Annotated in this window: 18 protein-coding genes; 7 read left to right on the plus strand and 11 right to left on the minus strand. The window is 47.1% G+C overall.

Features of this window, described 5'->3' with window-relative positions; genetic code table 11:
- Nucleotides 1–8: 8 nt before the first annotated feature.
- The 3 genes from JK154_RS09735 to JK154_RS09745 are packed head-to-tail and all read right to left on the minus strand — an operon-like array spanning nt 9 to nt 5,975.
- Nucleotides 9–2,726, minus strand: coding sequence for a DEAD/DEAH box helicase (locus JK154_RS09735; RefSeq protein WP_211992351.1), 2,718 nt, complete (start codon nt 2,724–2,726; stop codon nt 9–11).
- Nucleotides 2,716–4,608, minus strand: a complete 1,893-nt coding sequence (locus tag JK154_RS09740; protein WP_211992352.1) for a hypothetical protein — start codon at nt 4,606–4,608, stop codon at nt 2,716–2,718. The genes JK154_RS09735 and JK154_RS09740 overlap by 11 nt, the downstream gene beginning before the upstream one ends.
- Nucleotides 4,605–5,975, minus strand: a complete 1,371-nt coding sequence (locus JK154_RS09745) for a hypothetical protein (protein WP_249215855.1) — start codon at nt 5,973–5,975, stop codon at nt 4,605–4,607. The genes JK154_RS09740 and JK154_RS09745 overlap by 4 nt, the downstream gene beginning before the upstream one ends.
- 256 nt (nt 5,976–6,231) lie before the next feature.
- Between JK154_RS09745 and JK154_RS09750 the strand changes: the two genes are divergently transcribed.
- From JK154_RS09750 to JK154_RS09770, 5 genes are all read left to right on the plus strand, one after another.
- Complete coding sequence (locus JK154_RS09750; protein WP_039360473.1) at nt 6,232–6,462, plus strand: AbrB/MazE/SpoVT family DNA-binding domain-containing protein; 231 nt, start codon at nt 6,232–6,234, stop codon at nt 6,460–6,462.
- Nucleotides 6,462–6,866, plus strand: a complete 405-nt coding sequence (gene vapC, locus JK154_RS09755; RefSeq protein ID WP_205546785.1) for a tRNA(fMet)-specific endonuclease VapC — start codon at nt 6,462–6,464, stop codon at nt 6,864–6,866. The genes JK154_RS09750 and vapC overlap by 1 nt, the downstream gene beginning before the upstream one ends.
- Before the next feature lie 696 nt (nt 6,867–7,562).
- Nucleotides 7,563–8,903 (plus strand): DUF262 domain-containing protein, encoded by a 1,341-nt coding sequence (locus JK154_RS09760; protein WP_211992353.1) that lies wholly within the window; start codon nt 7,563–7,565, stop codon nt 8,901–8,903.
- Nucleotides 8,890–10,788 (plus strand): DUF262 domain-containing protein, encoded by a 1,899-nt coding sequence (locus JK154_RS09765; protein ID WP_211992354.1) that lies wholly within the window; start codon nt 8,890–8,892, stop codon nt 10,786–10,788. Before JK154_RS09760 ends, JK154_RS09765 begins: the two co-directional genes overlap by 14 nt.
- A 104-nt stretch (nt 10,789–10,892) precedes the next feature.
- On the plus strand, nt 10,893–11,651 hold the full coding sequence (locus tag JK154_RS09770; RefSeq protein WP_211992355.1) for a carbon-nitrogen hydrolase family protein: 759 nt from the start codon (nt 10,893–10,895) through the stop codon (nt 11,649–11,651).
- 389 nt (nt 11,652–12,040) lie between these two features.
- Here the strand turns inward: JK154_RS09770 and JK154_RS09775 are convergent, their stop codons facing one another.
- Nucleotides 12,041–12,541, minus strand: a complete 501-nt coding sequence (locus JK154_RS09775) for an Lrp/AsnC family transcriptional regulator (RefSeq protein WP_211992356.1) — start codon at nt 12,539–12,541, stop codon at nt 12,041–12,043.
- A gap of 84 nt (nt 12,542–12,625) precedes the next feature.
- On the opposite strand from JK154_RS09775, the gene JK154_RS09780 reads away from it, so the two are divergent.
- Nucleotides 12,626–13,801 carry an MFS transporter gene (locus tag JK154_RS09780; protein WP_211992357.1) on the plus strand — a complete coding sequence of 392 codons (1,176 nt, stop codon included), beginning with the start codon at nt 12,626–12,628 and terminating at the stop codon, nt 13,799–13,801.
- Between the two features lie 57 nt (nt 13,802–13,858).
- Here JK154_RS09780 and JK154_RS09785 read toward each other — a convergent pair whose 3' ends face one another.
- The gene (locus tag JK154_RS09785) at nt 13,859–14,068 is read right to left on the minus strand and encodes a hypothetical protein (protein WP_211992358.1); all 210 of its coding nucleotides are present in this window, start codon (nt 14,066–14,068) and stop codon (nt 13,859–13,861) included.
- Between the two features lie 83 nt (nt 14,069–14,151).
- On the opposite strand from JK154_RS09785, the gene JK154_RS09790 reads away from it, so the two are divergent.
- On the plus strand, nt 14,152–15,225 hold the full coding sequence (locus tag JK154_RS09790) for an FUSC family protein (RefSeq protein WP_211992359.1): 1,074 nt from the start codon (nt 14,152–14,154) through the stop codon (nt 15,223–15,225).
- Nucleotides 15,226–15,404: 179 nt separating this feature from the next.
- On the opposite strand, the gene JK154_RS09795 is transcribed toward JK154_RS09790, so the two are convergent.
- The 6 genes from JK154_RS09795 to JK154_RS09820 form a co-directional block, all read right to left on the minus strand.
- Nucleotides 15,405–16,163, minus strand: coding sequence for an ATP-binding cassette domain-containing protein (locus tag JK154_RS09795; protein WP_211992360.1), 759 nt, complete (start codon nt 16,161–16,163; stop codon nt 15,405–15,407).
- A complete protein-coding gene (locus JK154_RS09800; protein ID WP_211992361.1) occupies nt 16,160–17,152 on the minus strand; it encodes an iron chelate uptake ABC transporter family permease subunit in 993 nt (330 codons plus the stop codon). Before JK154_RS09800 ends, JK154_RS09795 begins: the two co-directional genes overlap by 4 nt.
- A complete protein-coding gene (locus tag JK154_RS09805; protein ID WP_211992362.1) occupies nt 17,142–18,101 on the minus strand; it encodes an iron chelate uptake ABC transporter family permease subunit in 960 nt (319 codons plus the stop codon). Before JK154_RS09805 ends, JK154_RS09800 begins: the two co-directional genes overlap by 11 nt.
- A 3-nt stretch (nt 18,102–18,104) precedes the next feature.
- Nucleotides 18,105–19,046, minus strand: coding sequence for a siderophore ABC transporter substrate-binding protein (locus JK154_RS09810; RefSeq protein WP_211992363.1), 942 nt, complete (start codon nt 19,044–19,046; stop codon nt 18,105–18,107).
- A gap of 535 nt (nt 19,047–19,581) precedes the next feature.
- Entirely contained in the window at nt 19,582–20,127 is a 546-nt protein-coding gene (locus tag JK154_RS09815) for an NADPH-dependent FMN reductase (RefSeq protein ID WP_211992364.1), read from the minus strand.
- Between the two features lie 10 nt (nt 20,128–20,137).
- Complete coding sequence (locus tag JK154_RS09820; protein ID WP_211992365.1) at nt 20,138–21,529, minus strand: NAD-dependent succinate-semialdehyde dehydrogenase; 1,392 nt, start codon at nt 21,527–21,529, stop codon at nt 20,138–20,140.
- Between the last annotated feature and the right edge of the window lie 219 nt (nt 21,530–21,748).

Consider the following 21,748-nt stretch of genomic DNA (forward strand, 5'->3'; position numbering starts at 1 on the left):
AAAAATACCTAACCCCTATTATGATCCTTACTGGATGCTCGTTTTCTCCCTAGAGAAACTGGATAAGGATCAACAGGTTTAAGATCAACTTGTGGTTTACGTAATGCGTCTTCCCAGCCTCCAACATTATCCTTAAGGTTTATATCCCGGCTGAACTGCTCAAAATCGCAGGCATCCAGTTTTGCTTCAAAATTACGTTTGTGCAGGATGAACGCAGCAAGTTGATCCTGATCCAAAGACTGTGCCAAATAGGGGTAGTGAATACCTAGCTCAGTACTCCCCTGCTCTTTTAGCAGGTGGTTCACGCGACCGAATAAACGATCGATACGACCTACGCGTTGCTCGTTATCACCCGGCGTCCACGCAATCCCATAATGATGGACCTGATTGCATTGCAAATGCAGGTTTACGCCTTCCTGAAACACCGATGTCGCGACCAATACATTGGGATAGAAGGGGCTGTTAAACCCAAGGATCAAACGCTGCCGATTATCCGTTTCACCACTGGCATACCATGCAGGACTAGAGAGGCTGGTTAGCTCGCGCCACGGCATTGTCCAATCATCCAGCTTATGATCGGTAATCTTTTCACACATTGCTTCGAAAGTTTCGATACCATTAATGAAATAGCGCAACAATAAAGATCCAGGCAATTTGTCAGCAATACTGTCCGTGAAATGTCTGTAGCGTTCTTGCACATCTTGGAGGGTATTATTGCGACTAAAGCGTGTATACCAGCAGTACAACTCAATCATGACTGGACTGGCAAACACATACCCAGCCTTAAGATAGCTGCCTAAATTCTCTACAATTGCCGGATTAGTACGGTGCCATTTTTGGATCTGCTGCTGGCAGTGTTCAGGAAGAAGAGGAAACATCATTCCCCAGACAGTTTTCAATGGCTGGTTATATTGACGCTTGCTTGTATTAGCTGAATTTAACGGGGTCTGCTGCTCGATCCACTGACTTCTCCGGTAATCCCGTGCCGCATCGCTAAAACTATCTCGCTGTTGCTCAGCCACTCGATAATAAGTGTGATACTCGGCAGTGAAATAATCAGCCGCAGGCTCGAGAAACAGAGAAAACAAGTTTTCCGGTCGGCGAAAACGTTGGCTAACGTTAGTGCAATCGGTTCGCTTTATACCACTTGTTTTCGCCACAAACAGATCGGCTATTTTCGATGAAAGCTTCAGTTCGTTGAGTTGCCGATCGTCATTTTCATCACTTTCGAGCTTGTCGACGGCATCGTCGATCTCATCTTGTTGTACTTGCGCAGCCAATACCTGAGTTAATCGGTTGAGATACTTCCGCGACCAGCCGCTTTTTCGCCATGCTTTTAGCGTTTTGTCCGGTGATTCTACGCCCCATGCCGAGATAATCTCTTTCGCCATCACCTCATCGTATTCGGCATTTATACGCTGGGTGATTTCACGCACAGAGGGAATTCGGCGCACGAAAACCAGATGCTTGTAGGAATAAAGTGAGGCTCGCGAATAAAATAGCTTCTCAGGGATACACTGTTTCACCAGTGTGTCATATTTCGGGTGATCCGGAAAACGATCATAAATATGCTGAAATTCTTTCGTCAATGCAGTGAGCAAATCGGAGTCAGGTGCCCTATGAAAAGCATCCTTTGCCATCTCATCTGCATTTTCCATTTCAGTATCATTGTCCTCTCTGGCAACAATACCTGTTGATTCAAATCCTTCGAGGTAGCCATACTGGAATTGACGATTTTCCCCTTTCTCACCTAACGCGTTTACCAGCTCTTTCTGATACAACGCAAAAAACAGTTCTGCATCTGGATTATTAACAAAACTCGCGGCCGTCACTCGCTCATTACGATAGTTATATTTGTTATTTGTAATACCTTGTCCCTGCATTTTACGTAAACGTCGAATAGCAAAGGTCTTTAATAGCGTTTTGACGTCACTGTCTGGGCTGACAGATTCAGGATGGATAAAGTAACTGAAAATATCCGCTACATTACGCGATGAGGAGTGGTTTGGCGTTGCGCTCAATAAAAGGGTCCTTTGCCCAAGTCGCTCATCATCCTCACCAAAGAAAGATTTGGCCGCCGCCGCACGCTGAGATTGACCATCACGATTACGGAAATAGTGCGCTTCATCGATCACAATCAGATCAAAACCTTGCTCACCAAGCGATGCTTTAATATTGGCATGTAATTGTGCAGCGTAACGCTCGGCGTTTACCAACGCATTGTCTTTTTCATCCAACGGAACCAAGCCGCTCAGCGAGTGGATTGTCGTCAGATATAAATTCCCCGCCGATTCACGGATATCTTTTTCCAACTCATACAGTCTGGTAAACATCCGCGCTTCATGCACAGGATCTTTATTGGCGTTACAAATATTAGCGTTCTTACCCCGATAATGATACTTCAAAAAGATTTTGTACTCGCGAATCCAATGCAGACAAATGTCCTTATTAGGGACCATTATCAGGATCTTTGCATCGGGTTTTATATGCCACAAATGCAGTATCACACCTATCGCCTGATAGGTTTTACCCATCCCGACTTCATCCGCCAACAACGCCAAAGCGTGTTTTGCCAGAATATTCCATAACCCTGCGACACCTTCTGTCTGGCGAGCCGCCATGGATGGATCTTGCGCATCATAGTGCCAATCATCTTGATAAGCATCAAAACGCATTTTCTTTGCGACAGTGTATGGTGTTATGGTTTTCCAGTTATCAAGCTTCATATTTACACCTCTTTTTAATCACTGTGAGGTATTTCTTCCGTGATTCTTCCTCCGCCGGAATGGCCGGAATGTCGATGGACAACTTCGGCCAGAGAGAGGTGGCTAGGCTCTTTTTGCGGTAGCGTTTCTTTGCCAGTTGACAGAGACTTTGCACCTCTTGTGCTAGAAACCAACCAAATATCATGCCAGGCTGCTGTACCAGCGTTTCACGAGCCTTTTCAACCAGCTCCAACAAACAACCTGGACAGGTAAATAACCAGTAATGCAGTTGCTCATCATCTTGCAGCGTTAATAAATATTGCCGGCGTTTATCAAGCGCATAGAACAGGCGAAAATAGCTGGTGGCGTTAGCGTGTACGAATGAGTGGTTAATCGGCAGTTCATCTTCCGCTGAATGACCTTCTCGAAGCGATTCCCGAAGATGTACGCTGTCGTCTTCCTGTGGGTCCACATCATCAATATAACTATTCAAGAGATCGTGCAACGTGTCAAAGCCATTGACACGGCGAAACATCTGCTCCTCTTCATGAATAATTCCCTGCCAATCAGCCTTACCTTGTGTACTCACAGTGTAGAAGCGCTGCGTTAACAGATCATCTGGTTGTTCAGTTGCTAACGTGCGAAGACCAACCAGCGACCTCCCCCGCCAACACAGGGATATAGGGTGTAAAATACCGGGCAATCTCAGTTGATAATCCTTTGCGGGTTTGCCTTCAAACCACGTTCCACAAACCTCATATTGGCTGGATCGCCAATAAAACCGCACTTGCAAATCAAAGGGCAACTGGACAGGAAGCACTAATCCTTCCTCCTCAAGCAATTCCACGCTGGCAAAGGCATAATCCGTTTCCTCAAGCTTTTTTCCGGCGATCTTGGTTCGAACTGAAACAGGACGAACAATGCCTGCTTCAATGTTCCAGTGTGTCTCTTCTTTACTGTCCACTTTCACACTGCAACAACCAGGATTGGTAAAGTTCCATGATCCAATCGCCAATCGGGCTGACGTTTCACCAGTGGCCAACCATACTTTGGCATGCGTGAGCTCTGAACGATCATCCCGCTCAATTGGGTTATGACAGAAGAGCAGCCGTCCAGATGCACGCAATGCTTGCACACCTTCGCTGTCAGATGTGCGCAAAAAACATCCTTGCATCAGATCGGGAATCAAGCTGATCTTGAGCGCGGGGTTACCCAACGCATGGGACACCGTATCAGTAAACCCAGCCAGATCCGCCGCCAGATAGGGTGACCAAACAGAGAGCGTTTTAATGCTTTCGTCCTCTGCTAACGCTTTCAGCAACGTTTTTTTGGAAAATGAGTGAATAAACTCCCAGCAGTGATCGTCATGCGAGAATTTACGTCGAACGCGAAAGTTGGGTTCGGTCAAGGGATCCACTGCAGTAAAAAATGACTTAATTTGCTGATACTGTTTGTAGTTACTGACACAGCGGAAGTCCATCGCTTCCTGATTACGCCCCCAACCACTGAGTGTCAGGTTCGCGCTTCCTGCGCCAAGGATCATGTTGCCACTCACATCCTCTAGATAAATCACTTTAGGATGAAAAAGACTGTTTTTTGCATCAAGATGCGGTGCAATCTGCCGCACAGAGACAGGCAAGATATTAATTGAGGTGCGCTTATGCTGTTCTTGCGTTATCAAACGTTGATCACAATAGACTCGGAAATCAATCCCTTGACGGGTGAGTTCAAACTGTAAATGCTCAAATTCACTGCGATTCTTTGGCGGTTCATCTATCCCCAATACAGCAGGCAGAAGATACGTTTCAATAAAACTGATATTTATATTAAAACTGGTCAGCCACACACATTTGAGTTCACCTAACGTTGCTAACCGCGCTTTAAACTCATTGATTAACTTCACTGATCTTTCCCCCATAATCCTTGCAGCATATGGCGGAACTGAGAGATGTAATAGTCGTTGACCCAATCCTCATTGCGGCGATCTGCGCGTAAGGCACGAACAGGCACTTGTAACGTCAGAGTCTTCCCAGATAGCGTCAGCCATGGTAACTGACCTCTGCCTTGCATTACACTCTCGTGGTATTTCAGCAATGCTTTAATTTGTTCGGTCACTGAAGAGGCCTTTGCAACTTTTATTAGCTGTTCTAACCGTGTGTATGCGGTGCCAGAGAGTACAGATAACAGCGTTTTATCGTTAATAACCGGATCAGCACACTTCGGCAACGTGTCCTTATCCAATCCACGCGCTGCCCAGAATTGGCACATATTTTCCAGCGTCTGTTTTTTATGCTGCAACAGACCTGAAAAGAGCAACGTAATACCCGCTAATAAGGGTTCAACATGAACAATGTGTTGTAATAGCGCCCTGTCATCTGCGTCGTGGCAACGACTTAGCGCTTGTTGATAAATATCTTCAACCGCCATTTTTTGATTTGATGATTCCAGCTCAAGCACATCGTACAGTACGCCAGAAGCGCCCTCTTGTAAGCGAGTCATCTTGAGCCAGAAATCTTTGGCATAGCGCCCTACGAACGCTACGGAACGGAATGACTGCACATAGGATTGCGTGAGTTTGCTATCAATATCGAAAAAGCGGATCGTTAATTCAGATTGGCGCAGCACGCTTAACTGAGCACGCAAATAGGTGCACAATGCATAAAAGAGCTTTTTCAAATGTGGCGTATTCAGAATAAAATCCCCAGCTAACTTCCACGCAGAAATACCATCAGATAGGTGATAATTATATTTATTATCGAAGAAATGCATATTCATCATTGGTGTTTTATAACGACCATTGGTACCGAGGAATAATTGCTGGGTCAGGAGTTGGGAATCTGCATCATTTCCGAAAATAAGCTGAGGGTTATTATCCGATTTAGCAAACTTGTCTCGAGCTTTAACAATACCCAACACACCCGTAGTGACCACTCCTGATTTTCCCTGACTATAACACATCGATAGTGTGTAGATATTTTCCAAAAAAATCAAACAAGCATGTTTCAGTTTTAAGTCACTTTTACCATCATATTTTTTCTGCAATGCCGCCCCAAGTTTGGTGTTCTCACCATAGAGAACACTGCGAATAACATAATGGTGTAACAGGTTGAGTGTGTAGTGGCGAACATCATTGGCTACAGAACTAATGCGGTTGCAAAAAATCTGCTGCCCAAAAGAAGACCAAATAATCAGTTGTCCCAGTGGGTCAATACTCAATTCACTACTTAGTGATTCATCATATTCCGTGATAAAGTGCTTTAGGTTCATCATGATACCATTAAAGATATTATATATATCAACCATTTATATTATTATTGATAATATACTCCTTTATTTGTGACTATTCACCATATTTAGTTTTTAAAAAGAGTATCACTGTACAAATACGGTATTAGAAATGCTCAACAGACTAAATTTCTTTTAACCTAATAACAACGAGTACTGCAATATCGATGTATATCCCATTGACATATCCCAACAACACTTTATGCTAGAGGTAGAACAAAATTTATCCACAGAGGTTCCCATGGAGAAAACTACAGTATTTAAAAGCAATCGCAGCCAGGCGGTACGGCTCCCCAAAGCCGTTGCGCTGCCCGATGATGTCAAGCAGGTTGATATCGTTGCGATTGGTCGCACACGTATCATTACTCCGGCAGGGGAAAGCTGGGACAGTTGGTTCGAAGAACAAGGAGTAACACCTGACTTTATGATCACCAGAGAGCAACCCGATGATCAGATCAGGGAAGATTTCTGATGCTGAAATATCTGCTCGATACCAATATCTGTATTTACACCATCAAGAACAAACCGCAGGAAGTCAGGGACGCTTTCTACCGCCATTACGGGCAGTTTGCTATCAGTTCTATCACGTTGATGGAACTGATCTATGGTGCGGAGAAATCGGTAAACCCAGAAAAGAATCTCGCCGTGATTGAAGGGTTTTCTGCGCGTCTGGAAGTTCAAAACTACGGTTTTGACGCTGCCGTACATACCGGACAAATTCGTGCGGAACTGGCAAAACAAGGAACACCCATCGGCCCGTATGATGCCATGCTCGCGGGTCATGCTCGGTCAGCAGGTTTGATACTGGTAACGAACAATGTGCGTGAATTTGAGCGTGTGCCTGGGTTACGAGTGGAAAACTGGGTAAGCCGATAAGCTATATTCTGCCCTACCCTAAAACAGGATATAATCCACCGCCTACTGCGGATAACCCGTAAAAAATCCAGCCAGAAAGGTTTGGGGGCCCATTTGGGGGCCACTACGTTTTTCGAACTGGTGAAAATCCTTTTATTTCAATATAGATACGCGGTCAATTCGAATCCTGTAGGGACCATTTTCACTTCTCCCAACGTCTACTCAAGTCTACAAAACCCCAATAAATCAAATCATGTCTCAGTATTTCTGCGTCTACCGATGCCTATTGAAATCTACAATCATGTGGAGAACTACATGACCACCATGTATGGTGCGATTATCTGGTCGGTGGGTGAAGATGTTTAACCAGAATCGGACAGAGGGTCAGGAATAAATATTCACGGTAATAAATAGCTAACAAAGAATATCAACTCCTCTCTTTTGAGCATATGGATTCTGAACTAAAGAAAAAATGAGGGACTTGCCTGCCACGGTCCTTGTTATTATTGGCTCAGAAAATGGCCCTTAACGGTGGGGACAACCACAACCTGCTATATCCGGCAGAGTATCGCAACGCAATCTGGATTTTATTTAAGAAATTGAAGTCAAAGGAAACGAGCTAATGGCCCCTTGTAATCAACTCAATGCCTGTCTGGCAGCCAGACTGCTGCCCCCCTTTAAACTAACAGATGCTATTGTTGAACAGGCGTTATAATCATGGGCAGCGTATCAAGCCGGGTCAAAAAAGTCGGGGATTTACTCAAACAGCGTCTCGTCATCCCCTCATACCAGCGACCTTATAAATGGCAACAAAAACACGTCAATCAACTGATTGATGATGTGCTGGCCCACCAGAGTAAAGCATGCTACCGCCTTGGAACGGTGGTGTTGCACTGGGATGAGTTAAATCCGGCCTGTACGGATGGCCTTAATATCGTTGATGGTCAGCAGCGTTTGTTGACCCTGACCCTGCTTTGTACATTACTCGATCAGCATGGTGTGTTTTTCTCCCCTCTTTTAGAACAAAACTTCACCTCACGGGTTAGCATCAATAATCTTGAGCACAATGCCAAAGTGATTGAAAACCGCCTTATGGGGTTAAAGGATGATGAACGTAAATCACTGCTGCATTTTGTGTGTGACCAGTGTGAGCTGATCGAAGTAACGCTCGATAATTTAAGCGAAGCCTTCCAGTTTTTTGACTCGCAAAATGCCAGAGGTAAGCCCCTTGCGCCTTATGACTTGTTAAAGGCATACCATTTGCGCGAAATGATGGACACAACCGGGCAGGCAGAACGGCTGCACCACGTCAGTCTGTGGGAACAAGGTGTCAGCCCGGATGATGAATCAGCCAGCCTGCACCTTATCATGGGTGAGTTTTTGTTCCGCCAGCGTCGATGGCTGGAGGGGGATTATGGCATTCAGTTCAGCCGCCACAATCTTGAGGTTTTCAAAGGCGTCAACCTGTCCACTTCTGATTACCACTATATACAGTCCCTGCTCGCCCTGGATTTTGCCGTTGAGCATTACAATAACGACCCTGCCAGAAAGTGGGACAAGCAGAATAAACCTTACCCGTTTCAGATTAATCAGGTAATCATTAACGGGAAACGCTTTTTTGAGTATATCCAGCACTACAGATCCCTGTATCACACCCTGTTTGAAGGTGACCACGCGCTACTTGGCGATTTCTTAAAACAACACACCCATTACGATGGCTGTTCACGCAAAGGAGATATGTATATCAAAAATCTCTTTATGTGTGCGGTGATGGTCTATTACGACAAGTTTGGTGACAAAGCGTTAATCCCGGCTGCAAAAATTTGTTTTTGCTGGGGTTACTACCTGCGTCTGCAATATAAAAAAATCGGCATGGACAGTATTGATAACTATGCGCGTGAGCCCCGAGGACTATTGAGAATGCTAGGTAAAGCTATCCACCCACAGCAAGTCCTGCGTTTTCAGCCAGAGCGTTGTGAAAACATCCGCTTTGAAAGTGCAGAACCCGTGCAGGTTTCAATCGCTCAAATGCTGGGGGATACAGATGTCACCGAGTAATGATTTAGCGTTGCTGACCATCGAACAGCTATTCAGTGACGACTGTCATTATGTTATTCCCATTTATCAGCGTAACTACGCCTGGGGAGCCCCGGAGATCGAGCAGCTCATTCAGGACATTACCGACGCAGCGCAAGGCCTTAAAAAGACTGGGGGGCAGGAGGATCAGAAATACTACCTGGGCAGTCTGGTGGTATATGCCCGGGATGATGCAGACAGAAAGCATCAAGGTATCGTGGTCTATGAAACGATTGATGGGCAACAAAGGCACACAACGCTGTCTATTTTGATCGCGTACTTGAAAAGCCTTGCTTACTGCGACGAACAAGATTTATCCCCTCTTCATCTCAATCTCGGCTTCGACAGTCGTCCCAAATCAACACAAACACTGCAAAACCTGTTCCAATATCCACAAAGCAATGATCCTGAAGAACCCTCAATCCGAGCAGCGTTTACCATTATAGGGCGCTACTTTGAAAACCATAAAATAGACACCAACGATTTCTGCCGATATCTGTTGAAACACGTCACTATTTTGCGAGTTTCTGTACCAAAAGAAACTGATCTCAACCACTACTTTGAGATCATGAATAACCGGGGTGAACAGCTAGAAAAACACGAAGTGTTGAAAGCAAATTTGATGTCAGTCTATACCGGCGACACAGCAGCAAGAACCTGCTTTGCTGCCATATGGGATGCCTGCGCGGATATGGGCCGCTATGTACAATTGGGCTTTAGTTCAGAGGTTCGCACCGCTTTATTTGACAAAAAATGGTCAGGATTCCCGGCGGATTTTGAGGCGATAAAATACGCAACAGGAACGCAGATTGATACAGACGAGAAGCCGATGTTACGGGAAATTATCGCGAAACGACGCTTTCACCACACTGATGATAACGATGAAAAAGTAAAAGAGCAGCGGTTTGATTCGATTATCGATTTTTCCAACTTTCTGCTGCATGTGCTAAAGGTGACTGTTGATGATAACGTTTCTCTGGATGATAAAAAGCTGCTCCAGGCCTTTGAATTCATAAAAAATGACCGGGAAAAAATCACTCAGTTTGCTTTTGATTTGTTGAAGTTTCGGGTCTTGTTTGACCGCTATATCATCAAGCGTGATCAGGATGAGAAGTGGAGCCTGTTGACGCTGGAGTACTATGCCAGAGACAGAAATTCGAGCTTTAGCTATAACAACTCTTTCGATCAAGACAAAGGGACGGGTATCAATAAACAACTGGCGATGATCTTGTCAATGTTCCATGTCTCGCACCCTGCCTATGTTTACAAACGATGGCTCAATCACTCGCTGGTTATTTTGCATGGTCTTGCCTCGGATGAACTGAACGTTGACGGCGTGGTTTATCTGGAGGCGCTTGAACAGCTCAGTAGTGAGTTTCTCGCTGATATTTGTGGTGAACATGAGCATTTTAACGCTGAGGTTCTGCACCGTGGTACCAGCGTGCAGAACTTTGTATTCAATTTACTCGATTATCGTTTGTGGCGTGACCTTACTGCCGGCCTGTCATTTGATGGTAAAGGGCTTAATCATCCAGATATTAAAAAGCACGTTGATGGCTTCCAGCTTTCACCGAGTCGAACATCAGTTGAGCACTACTTTCCTCAAACCGACCCCTCGGGCGCAAACAAAATGGGGGATGACGTCCATCGTTTCGGTAATCTTTGCCTGATATCGCCAAGTAGCAACTCGAGACTCAGTAACTATTCCCCTGCGGATAAGAAAAAATTCTACGTCGAAACAGCGCGAGCAGAGAGCCTAAAACAAGCCATCATGATGAGCTACGAGGTATGGGAACCTGAGGGCCAGGGCATCCAAAATATAAAAAATCATGAAGACGAAATGTTAAAATTACTTAAAGGTCATTGATACATGGGTTCTTACAAACCGGGGCAATGCACTCATAAGACAGATGGCGCCTGATGCTCATTTTTGTATGGTCATTGAGGAAGTTAAACCAGTAAGGTGGAAATATGGTCAGTATCGAGAGAAGGTTAAAGATCGCAGCAGGACAGTTTGCCCCGGTACGCGGTGCTATCGAAGAGAATATGCGATATCACGAACTACTGGTTGAACGTGCAGCATCGGCAGGTGTCAATCTTATCCTTTTTCCAGAGCTGTCTCTGACAGGTTATGAGCCAGAAATTGCCAGTCTGCTGGCTCTTTCTGATGATACATGCCTGATGCCACTCCAGGCACTGTCAGACAAATACGACATGACAATTATTGCCGGAGCACCTCTGCATGTTGAAGGCAAAAAACCAGCCATTGGCGCATGTATCATTTCTTCAAGGCGCCCTGTCACCTATTACCGAAAAATGTATCTTCATCCTGGGGAGTCGGACTATTTCTCAGCAGGTGATACTGAGTGTGTGTTTCCAGAACGCACGTTCAGTATAGGCATGTCTGTCTGTGCTGATGCAGGACAACACAGACATGCAGAACGCACAGTACAACAGGGTGCTAACGTGTACTTGAACTCAGTATTAAGCGCTGGCGGCTACGACAAAGATTCGGCACAACTTAAAAACTACGCCAGACTTTACGCAATGCCCACGCTGATGGCTAATTACTGTGGTCCATCAGGTGGCTGGAAACCTGTGGGGAAAAGTGCAGCATGGGATGCAAGTGGTGAGCTTGTTGCCCGGGCTCCAGAGAATGGTACCGCCCTGCTGGTAGTGGATATTCAGGACCGAGAATGCTCCGGGGAAGTTATCCTGCTAAATGATTAGCGTCATAGCCAAATATTAACGATATCCTGATGCATTTTCATATTATATGCCAACGCTTAACCATCAAATTTTTCATCAGAGGAATCAGCCCACTGTTCGCTCGTCGCATGCCTTGCGGTACTTCAGGTGATGCGCGGCGTGGAAAGGGTCTCGCTGACGAGCGCATAAAATCTTTTACCAAAGAAGCTAAATCAGAGAAGGTGCTGGAACTGTGCTTATATGCTCATCGCGATAATGAACGCACCATTCACGCTTATGAATGTTGTGGGTTCACTGATTCGCCCTACCTCATGATGAGGGCTGGTTTATAGCTTCAGGAAATGCAGCCCCTGATACCTGAGCAAAATGAAAACGCCAATGCCGCGTGGGGTTGTTTGATTTCATCAGGCTCAATCAGGTGAGGGGCCACGCTCCAGAAACGTGGAGAGCGCGATATAACTGCGCACAGAGCGAACGCCATCAAGGCTCTGAATCTCCATCAGGAAACTTTCCAGCGATTCGGTATCAGCGGCGCGTACTTTGATAAAAACGCAGCCATCTCCTGCGACGGTATGCAACTCTTCCACTTCCTTGCGGTTGGTGAACTGCAAAAGGGCACGCGTCGCTTGGTAGCTGCAGGTATCGATCACCAGAAACGTTAACAGCGTCCGTCCCAGCTTGCAGCCATCCAGTATTGCCACAGTGCCTTTGATAATCCCATCGCGTTTCAGTCGTTTTACGCGATCGTGAACCGCAGGGGCCGATAGATTCACAATCTCACTCAGTTCTGTGTAGCTACGACCCGCGTCTTCCGCTAAGGCACCTAATATTTTTCGGTCAATAGCATCCAGTTCTGCCGGTTTGTGCCTTATCTGCCGAATACCATCTTTTTCTTTATCAAACATGCTCATAACGCTTCTCATCCTGAATAAAAGTATGAATATACTTGATTCAGCCTAATATTATTAACCAAAAAAACAGATAATGGAGTAGCAATGCCTGTCGCACTTTTTGCCCTCGCCGTGGGCGCATTCGGTATCGGTATGACTGAATTTGTCATCGCCGGGATCCTGCCGCAAATTGCCGCAGAGTTTAGCGTGAGTATCCCGAAAGCGGGAATGATGGCGACATCTTACGCACTGGGTGTCTTTGTTGGCGCACCGTTGTTAACGGTTATCGGCTCGGGGGTTCCTCGCAAAGCCATGCTGATCGTACTGACGGGAATCTTTATTGCCGGCAATATCATTACAGCAATCGCCCCGACAATGGAAATAGCCATTGCGGGCCGTATTATCACTTCCTTTAATCACGGGGCCTTTTTTGGCATCGGCTCAATTATTGCGGCATCGCTGGTCGCTCCCGGCCGCCAGGCAAGTGCTATTGCCTTTATGTTTTCAGGGCTGACGATGGCTAATTTGCTCGGCGTTCCGGCAGGCACCTGGCTTGCTCAGACCTTTAGCTGGCGGCTGGTGTTCTGGGTGATTGCCGGTATTGGGCTGCTGACGATGGTAAGCGTAGTCGTACTGGTTCCGCATATTGCCAAGGGCAAAACCATTGCCTTACGCAGTGAACTGCGGGCTTTTATAGATCCGCAGGTATTGCTTGTCATGGGGATCACCATTTTCGGCCCGGCGGCCTTTTTCACCTCAATCACCTACATTGCCCCGATGATGATTCAGGAGGCCGGTTTCTCTACTGGTGGTATAGCATGGTTGATGGTGCTGTTTGGCCTGGGGCTTGCCGTCGGTAACTGGATTGGTGGGCGCTTCGCCGATCGCTCACTGTTCGGCACGCTTTTCGTCACGCTGGCAGCTCAAGGGCTTGTACTACTGGTCTTCTGGGCCGGTGTTGAAAACCCGTTGATTGCGAGTATCTCGGTATTCCTGATGGCGGCATTCGGCTTCGCTACAGTCTCACCGATACAGAAACTGGTGATGGAGCGCGCTAACCACGCGGGAGCCCCCACCATGGCATCATCTGTCAATATTGGCATGTTTAATCTGGGTAACGCGCTGGGTGCATGGGCTGGCGGGGTGGCTATTGCCGCTGGTTTTGGTCTGGCCTCACCGAACTGGGCAGGCGCTATGTTATCCTTTATTGCACTGGGGCTGGCTTATTTTGCCTGGCTGCACTCGCGTAAAGGATATACGTTATCTGTTGATTCTTACTGATTAAATTAACAAAAACCATTATTTACTTTGTTAATCACACCTAATATGGCCATCTGTTTAAATCAGGCTGATGGCTGCTTCACACCCGCAGGAAACGGTCAGTTTCAATGATATTCGGAGTGTGGAGGCCATCAGGGCAATGCTTGTATAATCCATGATATTGTCAACGCCAGGCGCTCTGTGGCCATCATCAACGATCTTACTTTTCACTTTGGTGAGATAATCCCCCACATTCAGGGTATATTTGCCGTCAGAAGAATTCGACACCAAATACAAGCCTGTTTCTGGAATGTGTCTGGGGCACATAAAATCTCGAATTATCATATACATCATGGTTGAGGAGTTTCCTGTTGCATTGGTTAGTTCGCCTACGTCTGGCCTGGCGCCAGATCATCACAGTATTCCCTTCACGTGCCAGGCTTGCGGCGCGCGATGCCCTTGCCACTGCATTAGCCTGCTTTCTGGCGTGGGCACTGGCCGTATGGCTATTTGGGCATGAACATCCTACGTTTGCCATTATCAGCGCCGTGGTATGCCTTGCACCGGGTGTACCCAGCCACCTGAAACAAGCTCGTAATCTCGTGATTGGTTGTACGCTAGGTATCGTGATGGGGGAGCTAATGTGGCAGCTCCCCGACACGCACCCACTGGTACGCATGAGCATCGGTATGTTCTTCGCTATTTTGTTGGGTGCCGTCATTGGTCCTGCGCCAGTGGTCCCCATCCAGGCTGGCGTGTCGATGGCCCTGGTTCTTGCCATGGGGCCTGAAACAGCGGGCAGTACACGTTTAATCGACGTGCTGCTGGGAAGCTCGGTAGGATTGTTATTCAGCCAGGTGCTATTTACCTCTAACCCATTCAATGATATCGGGCGGGCAACCTCTGACTTTTTGCGTCAGCTGGGTAATGGTCTGAATCGGATGCTCAGGGCCTGCGAAGCACAAAGTAGCGAGGAGGCTGAAGCCGCACTAAGCCAGCTTTCACAAGCTCAGGGTGATCTGGCCGCACTTCGTGCTGCGGTGGCGGAAGCGCAGGTCAGCAAACGCTGGTCGCTACGCGGCAGGCTTAATGCCGGACGACTTGCCATCATCACACAGCGTTACGACCGCCATGCAATACGAGCCTATGCCACAGCCCTTCTACTGGCGGAAAGTATCAGCAGAGCCATGTCACACAAGACAGCCCCACCACCGGCCACGATTATGAAATACTGTCAGTGGTTATCGGATAACTGCATGGTATTAGCCCGGCAATCAACCGTCATTGCGCTCATGGAGAGTGATCCACAGTCTTCTATGGGGACACTAACTCAGTCCACAACCGAAGATCACGATGAACTACCGCCAGAATGGCTCGTCGTGGAGGATAATGCGCGGCAACTGGAGCATGCTTTGCAAGCGCTGCTGGGCTCACGCGATGCATAATGGTCACCCCGGGGTGACCATTATGCTAACCGATGAGTGGCCTGTACATATTTCCGGTCATGTCATTCAGTGCTTCACCACACCCCTGACATGGCCGTTCTTACCTCTGCCTGGGAGTCTATCGCCCCCGGTGCTTATGCGATAACTGCACGCATACAAAGAGCTTGTTCGCGAAGCGGCTAGCGATAATAAACCGCAATATGTTGCCCGCCAAACTGTTCAATCTTGACCGGCAACTCAAAAATACGCTCAATGACACTGGGCACCATAATATCAGCAGGTTTACCACGAAACACCACTTCCCCTTTTTTCATGGCAATAATATGGTCAGAATAGGTAGAGGCGAAATTGATATCATGAATAACGAGCACGATCGATTTTTCCAGCTCGTCTGCAGCCCGGCGTAGCTGTTTCATCATCCCTACACTGTGCTTCATATCCAGATTATTCAGTGGCTCATCCAGCAAGACATACTTGGTATCCTGGCATAAAACCATAGCTACAAAGGCTCGCTGGCGCTGCCCCCCGGATAGCTCATCAAGATAACGATTGGCTAATGGCAGTAAATCAAGAAAAGAGAGAGCCTGGTTAATATGGTGCTGATCCTCTTTATTCAGACGCCCTTTAGTGTAAGGATAACGGCCAAAACTCACCAGATCGTATACACTTAAACGACTCGTGAAGTGATTTTCCTGGCGTAATACCGACAGCACTTTTGCCAGTTGTTCACTATTAGCATCACTGACATCCAAAGCGTCGACCCTTACCCGCCCTTGCTCAGGGAGCAGTAGCCGGCTCATTACAGACAGTAACGTTGATTTACCCGCGCCGTTGGGGCCAATAATCGAAGTAATACCTGATGATGGCAGAGTTTCATTGATATTTTTTAATACCAGCTGATCTTCGTATCTCTTGCTGACATTATTAACTTCAATCACTTGCCACCCCTTTTCAATAAAAGATAAATAAACAACCCACCGCCAATAAATTCAATGACCACTGACAGGGTTCCTGCCATATCAAAAATACGCTCCAGTATCAGCTGTCCCCCGATCAACGCAATCATACCTATCATCACGCATCCTGGAAGCAGATAAGTATGACGCCATGATCCCATCAAGGGATAGGCCAGATTCACGATAAGCAATCCGAGGAACATCATTGGCCCGACCAGTGCTGTTGAAATAGCAACCAAAACGGAGATCAATAACAGTAACGCCGTAACATAGCGTTTATAAGGAATACCAAGGGCTGTCGCCATATTACTGCCCAGGGCAATAACATCAAGCCGGTGACGCATACGCCACACAATCAGTGTGATGAGGGCGATAATACATCCTGAAATCATCAGAACCTGGCTGTCTGCTCGGGTAAAGCTGGCAAAGATACGGCTTTGTAACACGGCAAACTCACCAGGGGAGAGTAAGCGCTGCATCAGCCCGGCACTGCTACGAAATAAGGTGCCGAATACCAGGCCAATTAACAAAACGCGATGCAAATCAAGCCCAGTACCACTGAGCAACCAGCGATACAGTAAGGTAGCAAAAATCACCAGCAGTGCTGTTTCACCAGCAAACTGGCCAATGGTACCCAACATCCCCAACCCGGCAATATTTAAAAAGAAGACCAGCACAGTCTGGATTAGGACAAATAACGACTCCAGCCCCATTACCGAGGGGGTCAGGATGCGATTTTGGGTAATCGTCTGAAACAACAGGGTGCTGATGCCAGACGCAAAAGCCACCAGAACCATAGTGGCGAGGACCTGTCCACGATGTTTAAGGATATAGACCACATTCCCGTGGAGATTGATCAGCATAAAAAAGGCGATTAATGCCAGAACGACGAAAGCCAGCACACATAATCGCTTACCCGGAGAAAGGGGCATTTTATGCGGGCGGGAAGTAACTGAAGACTCAGCGTGCATTGCCTTTCCCCCTAATGATTAGCATCAGGAAAACCGCCGCACCTAATACCCCCAGCAGGGCACTTACCGGTATTTCAAACGGGTAAACAATCAGGCGACCAAGAATGTCACAACTGATCACAAGCAAGGCACCTAACAAGGCGACCCAGGGAACCGTGCGTCGTAAGTTATCGCCAAACATCATACTGACAATATTTGGCACAATAAGCCCCAGGAAAGGCAGCACGCCTATCACCACAATGACCACGCCACTGATGACAGCAATCATCCCCATCCCTGTGAGCTGAACGCGGCGATAATTAAGCCCGACATTAACTGAAAAATCACGCCCCATGCCGCTAACAGTAAAGCGGTCAGCAATAATCGCCGCGATGATGGTGATAATTCCCACCCCCCATAGCAGTTCATAACGCCCCTGCATGACACTGGAAAAGTCACCAGACTCCCAGCCACCAAGGGACTGGAGCAGATCAAACTGCATAGCCAGGAAAGTGGTGATAGCACCAAATACCGCCCCCAGCATAATGCCTGCTAAAGGTACCAGCAGAGAGGATTTCATCTGAATACGGTTGATCAACAGCATAAAGAGCGCTGTGCCCAACAGAGCAAACAGGGAAGCCACCCCCATCTTGACTATCACCGGTGCTGTCGGGCTGATTATCATCATCAGTAATAATCCCAGCCCCGCGGACTGTGTGGTGCCCACAACAGAAGGTTCCACAAACCGGTTCTGGGTTAGCATCTGCATGATTTGACCAGCAACACTCATAGCACTGCCCGCCAGAACCAGGGCAGCAGTACGTGGGAAACGGCTAACGAATAGCACTTCACGCATTTCGGGATCATGCCACAGCTCAATCAAGGAAATACGACTGACACCGACAAACAGGCTACAAAAAATAAGGCCCAGTAACAACACCAGGCCAGAGATATAATATACTGATTTCATTTATTATTTCTGTTTATTCTCATTCAGCACTTTATTAACCTGTGTCATCAGGTTGCTATAACTCTGGATTCCCCCAGCGATATACAGCGCGCCAGAATCAAGATAAACCACATGCTGATTTTTCCAGGCTGGGGTTCTTCTCACTAATGGGTTATCAAGCACCTGGCTCGCCGATGCCCCTTCTTTCTTGTTGCCGATGGCATTGTCGCGATCAAGAACAAACAACCAGTCAGGGTGGGACTCCATAATAAATTCCGGGGAAACGGTATTACCATGCTGCCCGCCCGCCGGGAAAGTCGCTGCGGGTTTAAATCCAAGAACATCAAAAATAAAGCCGAAGCGAGAGTCAGGGGAATAAGCATTGATCTTACCGCCGTTGACCATCAGCATCATAGCTGATCCCGCCTGCCCTGAAACTTTACGAATCTCTTCGGCTTGATGATCAAAGTCAGCAATGACCTGTTTGGCTTTTTCTTGCTTACCAAAAATTTCTCCCAGCTGCTCGGTACGTTGAGTCATACTGGCGAGAAAATTTTTGGGATCAATATCCAGTGAAATAGTCGGTGCAATTCCGCTCAGTTTGTCATAGGCCGCCGCTGCACGGGCCCCTGCAATAATCAGGTCCGGTTTTGCGTTGATTAACGCTTCATAGTTAGGTTCAAACAGCGTGCCGGCATTAATATAAGCGTCACTGTTATATTTGGCTAAATGGGCCGGGAAGTGAGAACTGGTTTGCGGAACGCCTATAACGTCCACACCGAGTGCATCAGCAATATCCAGTGTTGCAGGACTCAGGATCACAACACGCTGTGGATTTTTAGGAACTTGGGTCGTGCCCTGGGCATGGACAACGTCAATGGTGGATGAGCTGGCAGCTAAAACGGGGGAAGAGCAAGTTAATACCGCAGCAAACAGAGATGAAACCACTAGCAGAGGAAGACGCATTTTTTCTCCTGAAAATCTTGTTGTTATGATTTCCGCCATCTATCAAAAAGCTCAAGTATGGCCTGCCAGATGGCATGCGACACACAAAGGAAGCTGAATCATTTGATCTATGGTTATAAGAACGATTCGTATTTCTATTTGGCACTATAATAACGATAAAATGAAAAATATGAACAACAAAGAGACAAAATAAATCCGCATAACGCGATCAACCGTGCCGAGAAGCGCCTGTTTTCAGGCCCGGATGCTTTTACTGCTGTCGCATGCGTCCCCTGAAAATGAACATTCTGAGTTGAATAACCCGTGGTGAAACGTTGTTATCATCTTGCACATTGCCGCTATGTCAGCCAGGAATCAGGGAATCATTAGCACAATCCTGGATCATGACAGCCGGGACATAGGGTTGATGTTAATTCTGTGGGGAACCGTCCTGGATTGCAGGAGGAGATGCCGTGATATTTTCTGCTGGCATACAGGATCTGATTTCAGTAAAAACGGGTCAGGAATGGGTTCCCTGACCCGTTTATTTAACTATTTACGCTTTCTGTTTAATCACATTGATCAACGCGGCCATTTGTTCTGTCAGTAATCCGGTTATCTTCTGATCAGTCAAATTCCCTTGTTCATCAAACCCACCCGCAAATGCATTAGAGAACACTTCCGGTTTATTAAGAGGATGAATATTCAAGAAAACACAGGTCTGGCGTAAATGATACTGGGCCCGGGATGTCCCCATGCCGCCCCCCGCTCCCATTAGCGCCGCTGGTTTATCATTCAAAACCGGGGTGTCAGGAAGACGTGAAAGCCAGTCCAGAATGTTCTTGAGGGCTGGAGCCATAGAGTAATTATATTCTGTACAAGCGAATACAAAGCCTTGGGCATCTTGTGCCTGCCGGGCAATCCTTTTTACCGATTCTGGTATCTCTTTAAGATCGGCATTGTAGAAAGGCACATCCAGCAAATCCGCTATCTCCAGGGATGCCCCTGACGGAAGCACGGACTGCGCAGCACGCAGGAGACCACGGTTCGTTGAGGCCTGACGCAGGCTTCCTGCAATACCCAATAGTTTAATCGAGCTCATGTTAGGGTTCCTAGAATTCAGCATCAATATCAACAACAGAGATTAATTTATGATTCACAAACTCTTTTATACCCAGCCCCGTCAACTCGCGTCCATAACCTGAGCGACGAACGCCACCGAACGGCAGATCCGCTTTCACTCGAGTTGGGTGGTTAATGTACACCATACCCGTTGAAACTCGTTTTGCCACTTCTTCACCCTTTTTGGTATCACGGGTAAAGACTGAACCACCAAGACCAAAGGGGGAATCATTGGCGATATTCACTGCCTCATCTTCATCTTTAGCCCGGAACAGCATGGACACTGGGCCAAAAAATTCCATATGATAGGCAGGGTTATCTGGGGAAACCTGGGTCAGGATAGTCGGCTGAACAAAAGCACCTTGTTGGGGAACTTGAGGACCAACTTCCAGGGCCACTGCGCCATGCGATATGGCCAGCTGAATTTTTTCTTTCACCTCATCCGCTGCTGCCTGGGAGGACAACGGTGCAAGGGTGGTATCTTTATCTAAGGGATCACCTACCCGGAGAGCGGCAACGCCCTGTTTATAACGCTCCAAAAACTCATCATAAACACTGTCTACAATGATCATTCGTTTGGAGGACACGCACACCTGGCCGCCATTCCAGTGGCGTCCAAACACAGCCCATTTCACTGTTTTTTCTAAATCAGCATCAGCAAGCACGATGAAAGCATCAGCCCCACCCAACTCCAGTGTTGATTTTTTCAGAGCGTTAGCTGCTTGTTGAGCCACAACAGCACCTGCCCCTTCTGAACCCGTTAAGGCCACACCTTGAACACGCGGATCATTCAGAATGGTTTCAATTTGATGGCGGGTCGCATACAGATTGGTGAAGCCCCCTTCCGGTAAGCCTGCGTCTTTCATCAGTTTGTCAAAGCGTGCAGCACTTTGTGGCACATTAGACGCATGTTTCAGGAGGATCGTGTTACCCGCTGAAAGTTGCGGGGCGATAATGCGGGCAATCTGGTAATAAGGAAAGTTCCAGGGCTCAATCGCCAGGAGCACACCTAACGGTTCATGATAGATAGCTGCTGATGCCTCTTTGGGATTAGCAACAGGGAGTATCTCAGGTTCAAGAAGCCGCCCGGCATTGTGCACATAGTATTCAAATATCTGGGCGGATAATTCTATCTCGGCGTAAGCTTCACCGATTAATTTCCCCATTTCCAGTGTCAGGAGACGAGCAAATTCATCTTTTTGTTCCCGTAAAAGATCTGCAGCTTTTTGCAGAATACTGGCTCGGGTGGCAAAAGAAGTCTCTCTCCAGTCAATAAATGCATGGTGAGCTTTCGTTATCGCATCAGCAACATATGAATCAGTCGCGTCCGGGAATGTTTTTACGATTTCCCCTGTATAAGGGTTAGTTGTTGCATATCCCACAATTAATCTCCTGCTTAACAAGATGTTTAAAAGCATGATGCTGATATAAATTTGGGTAGCGGCTGACCCAGGATAGTCATAGGGTAAGGGGCACCCAAAGATAGGCGCTTGATTAGAATGAATGGCATGAAGCCCCACATCACGGCGTCACTTCATTATAGTACGCTCTGAAATCAGCAATACAAGATTAATCCCAGAATCAGCCAAAAGCAGACAAAA

The organism is Citrobacter sp. JGM124, assembly GCF_018257795.1.
Lineage (GTDB): Bacteria > Pseudomonadota > Gammaproteobacteria > Enterobacterales > Enterobacteriaceae > JGM124.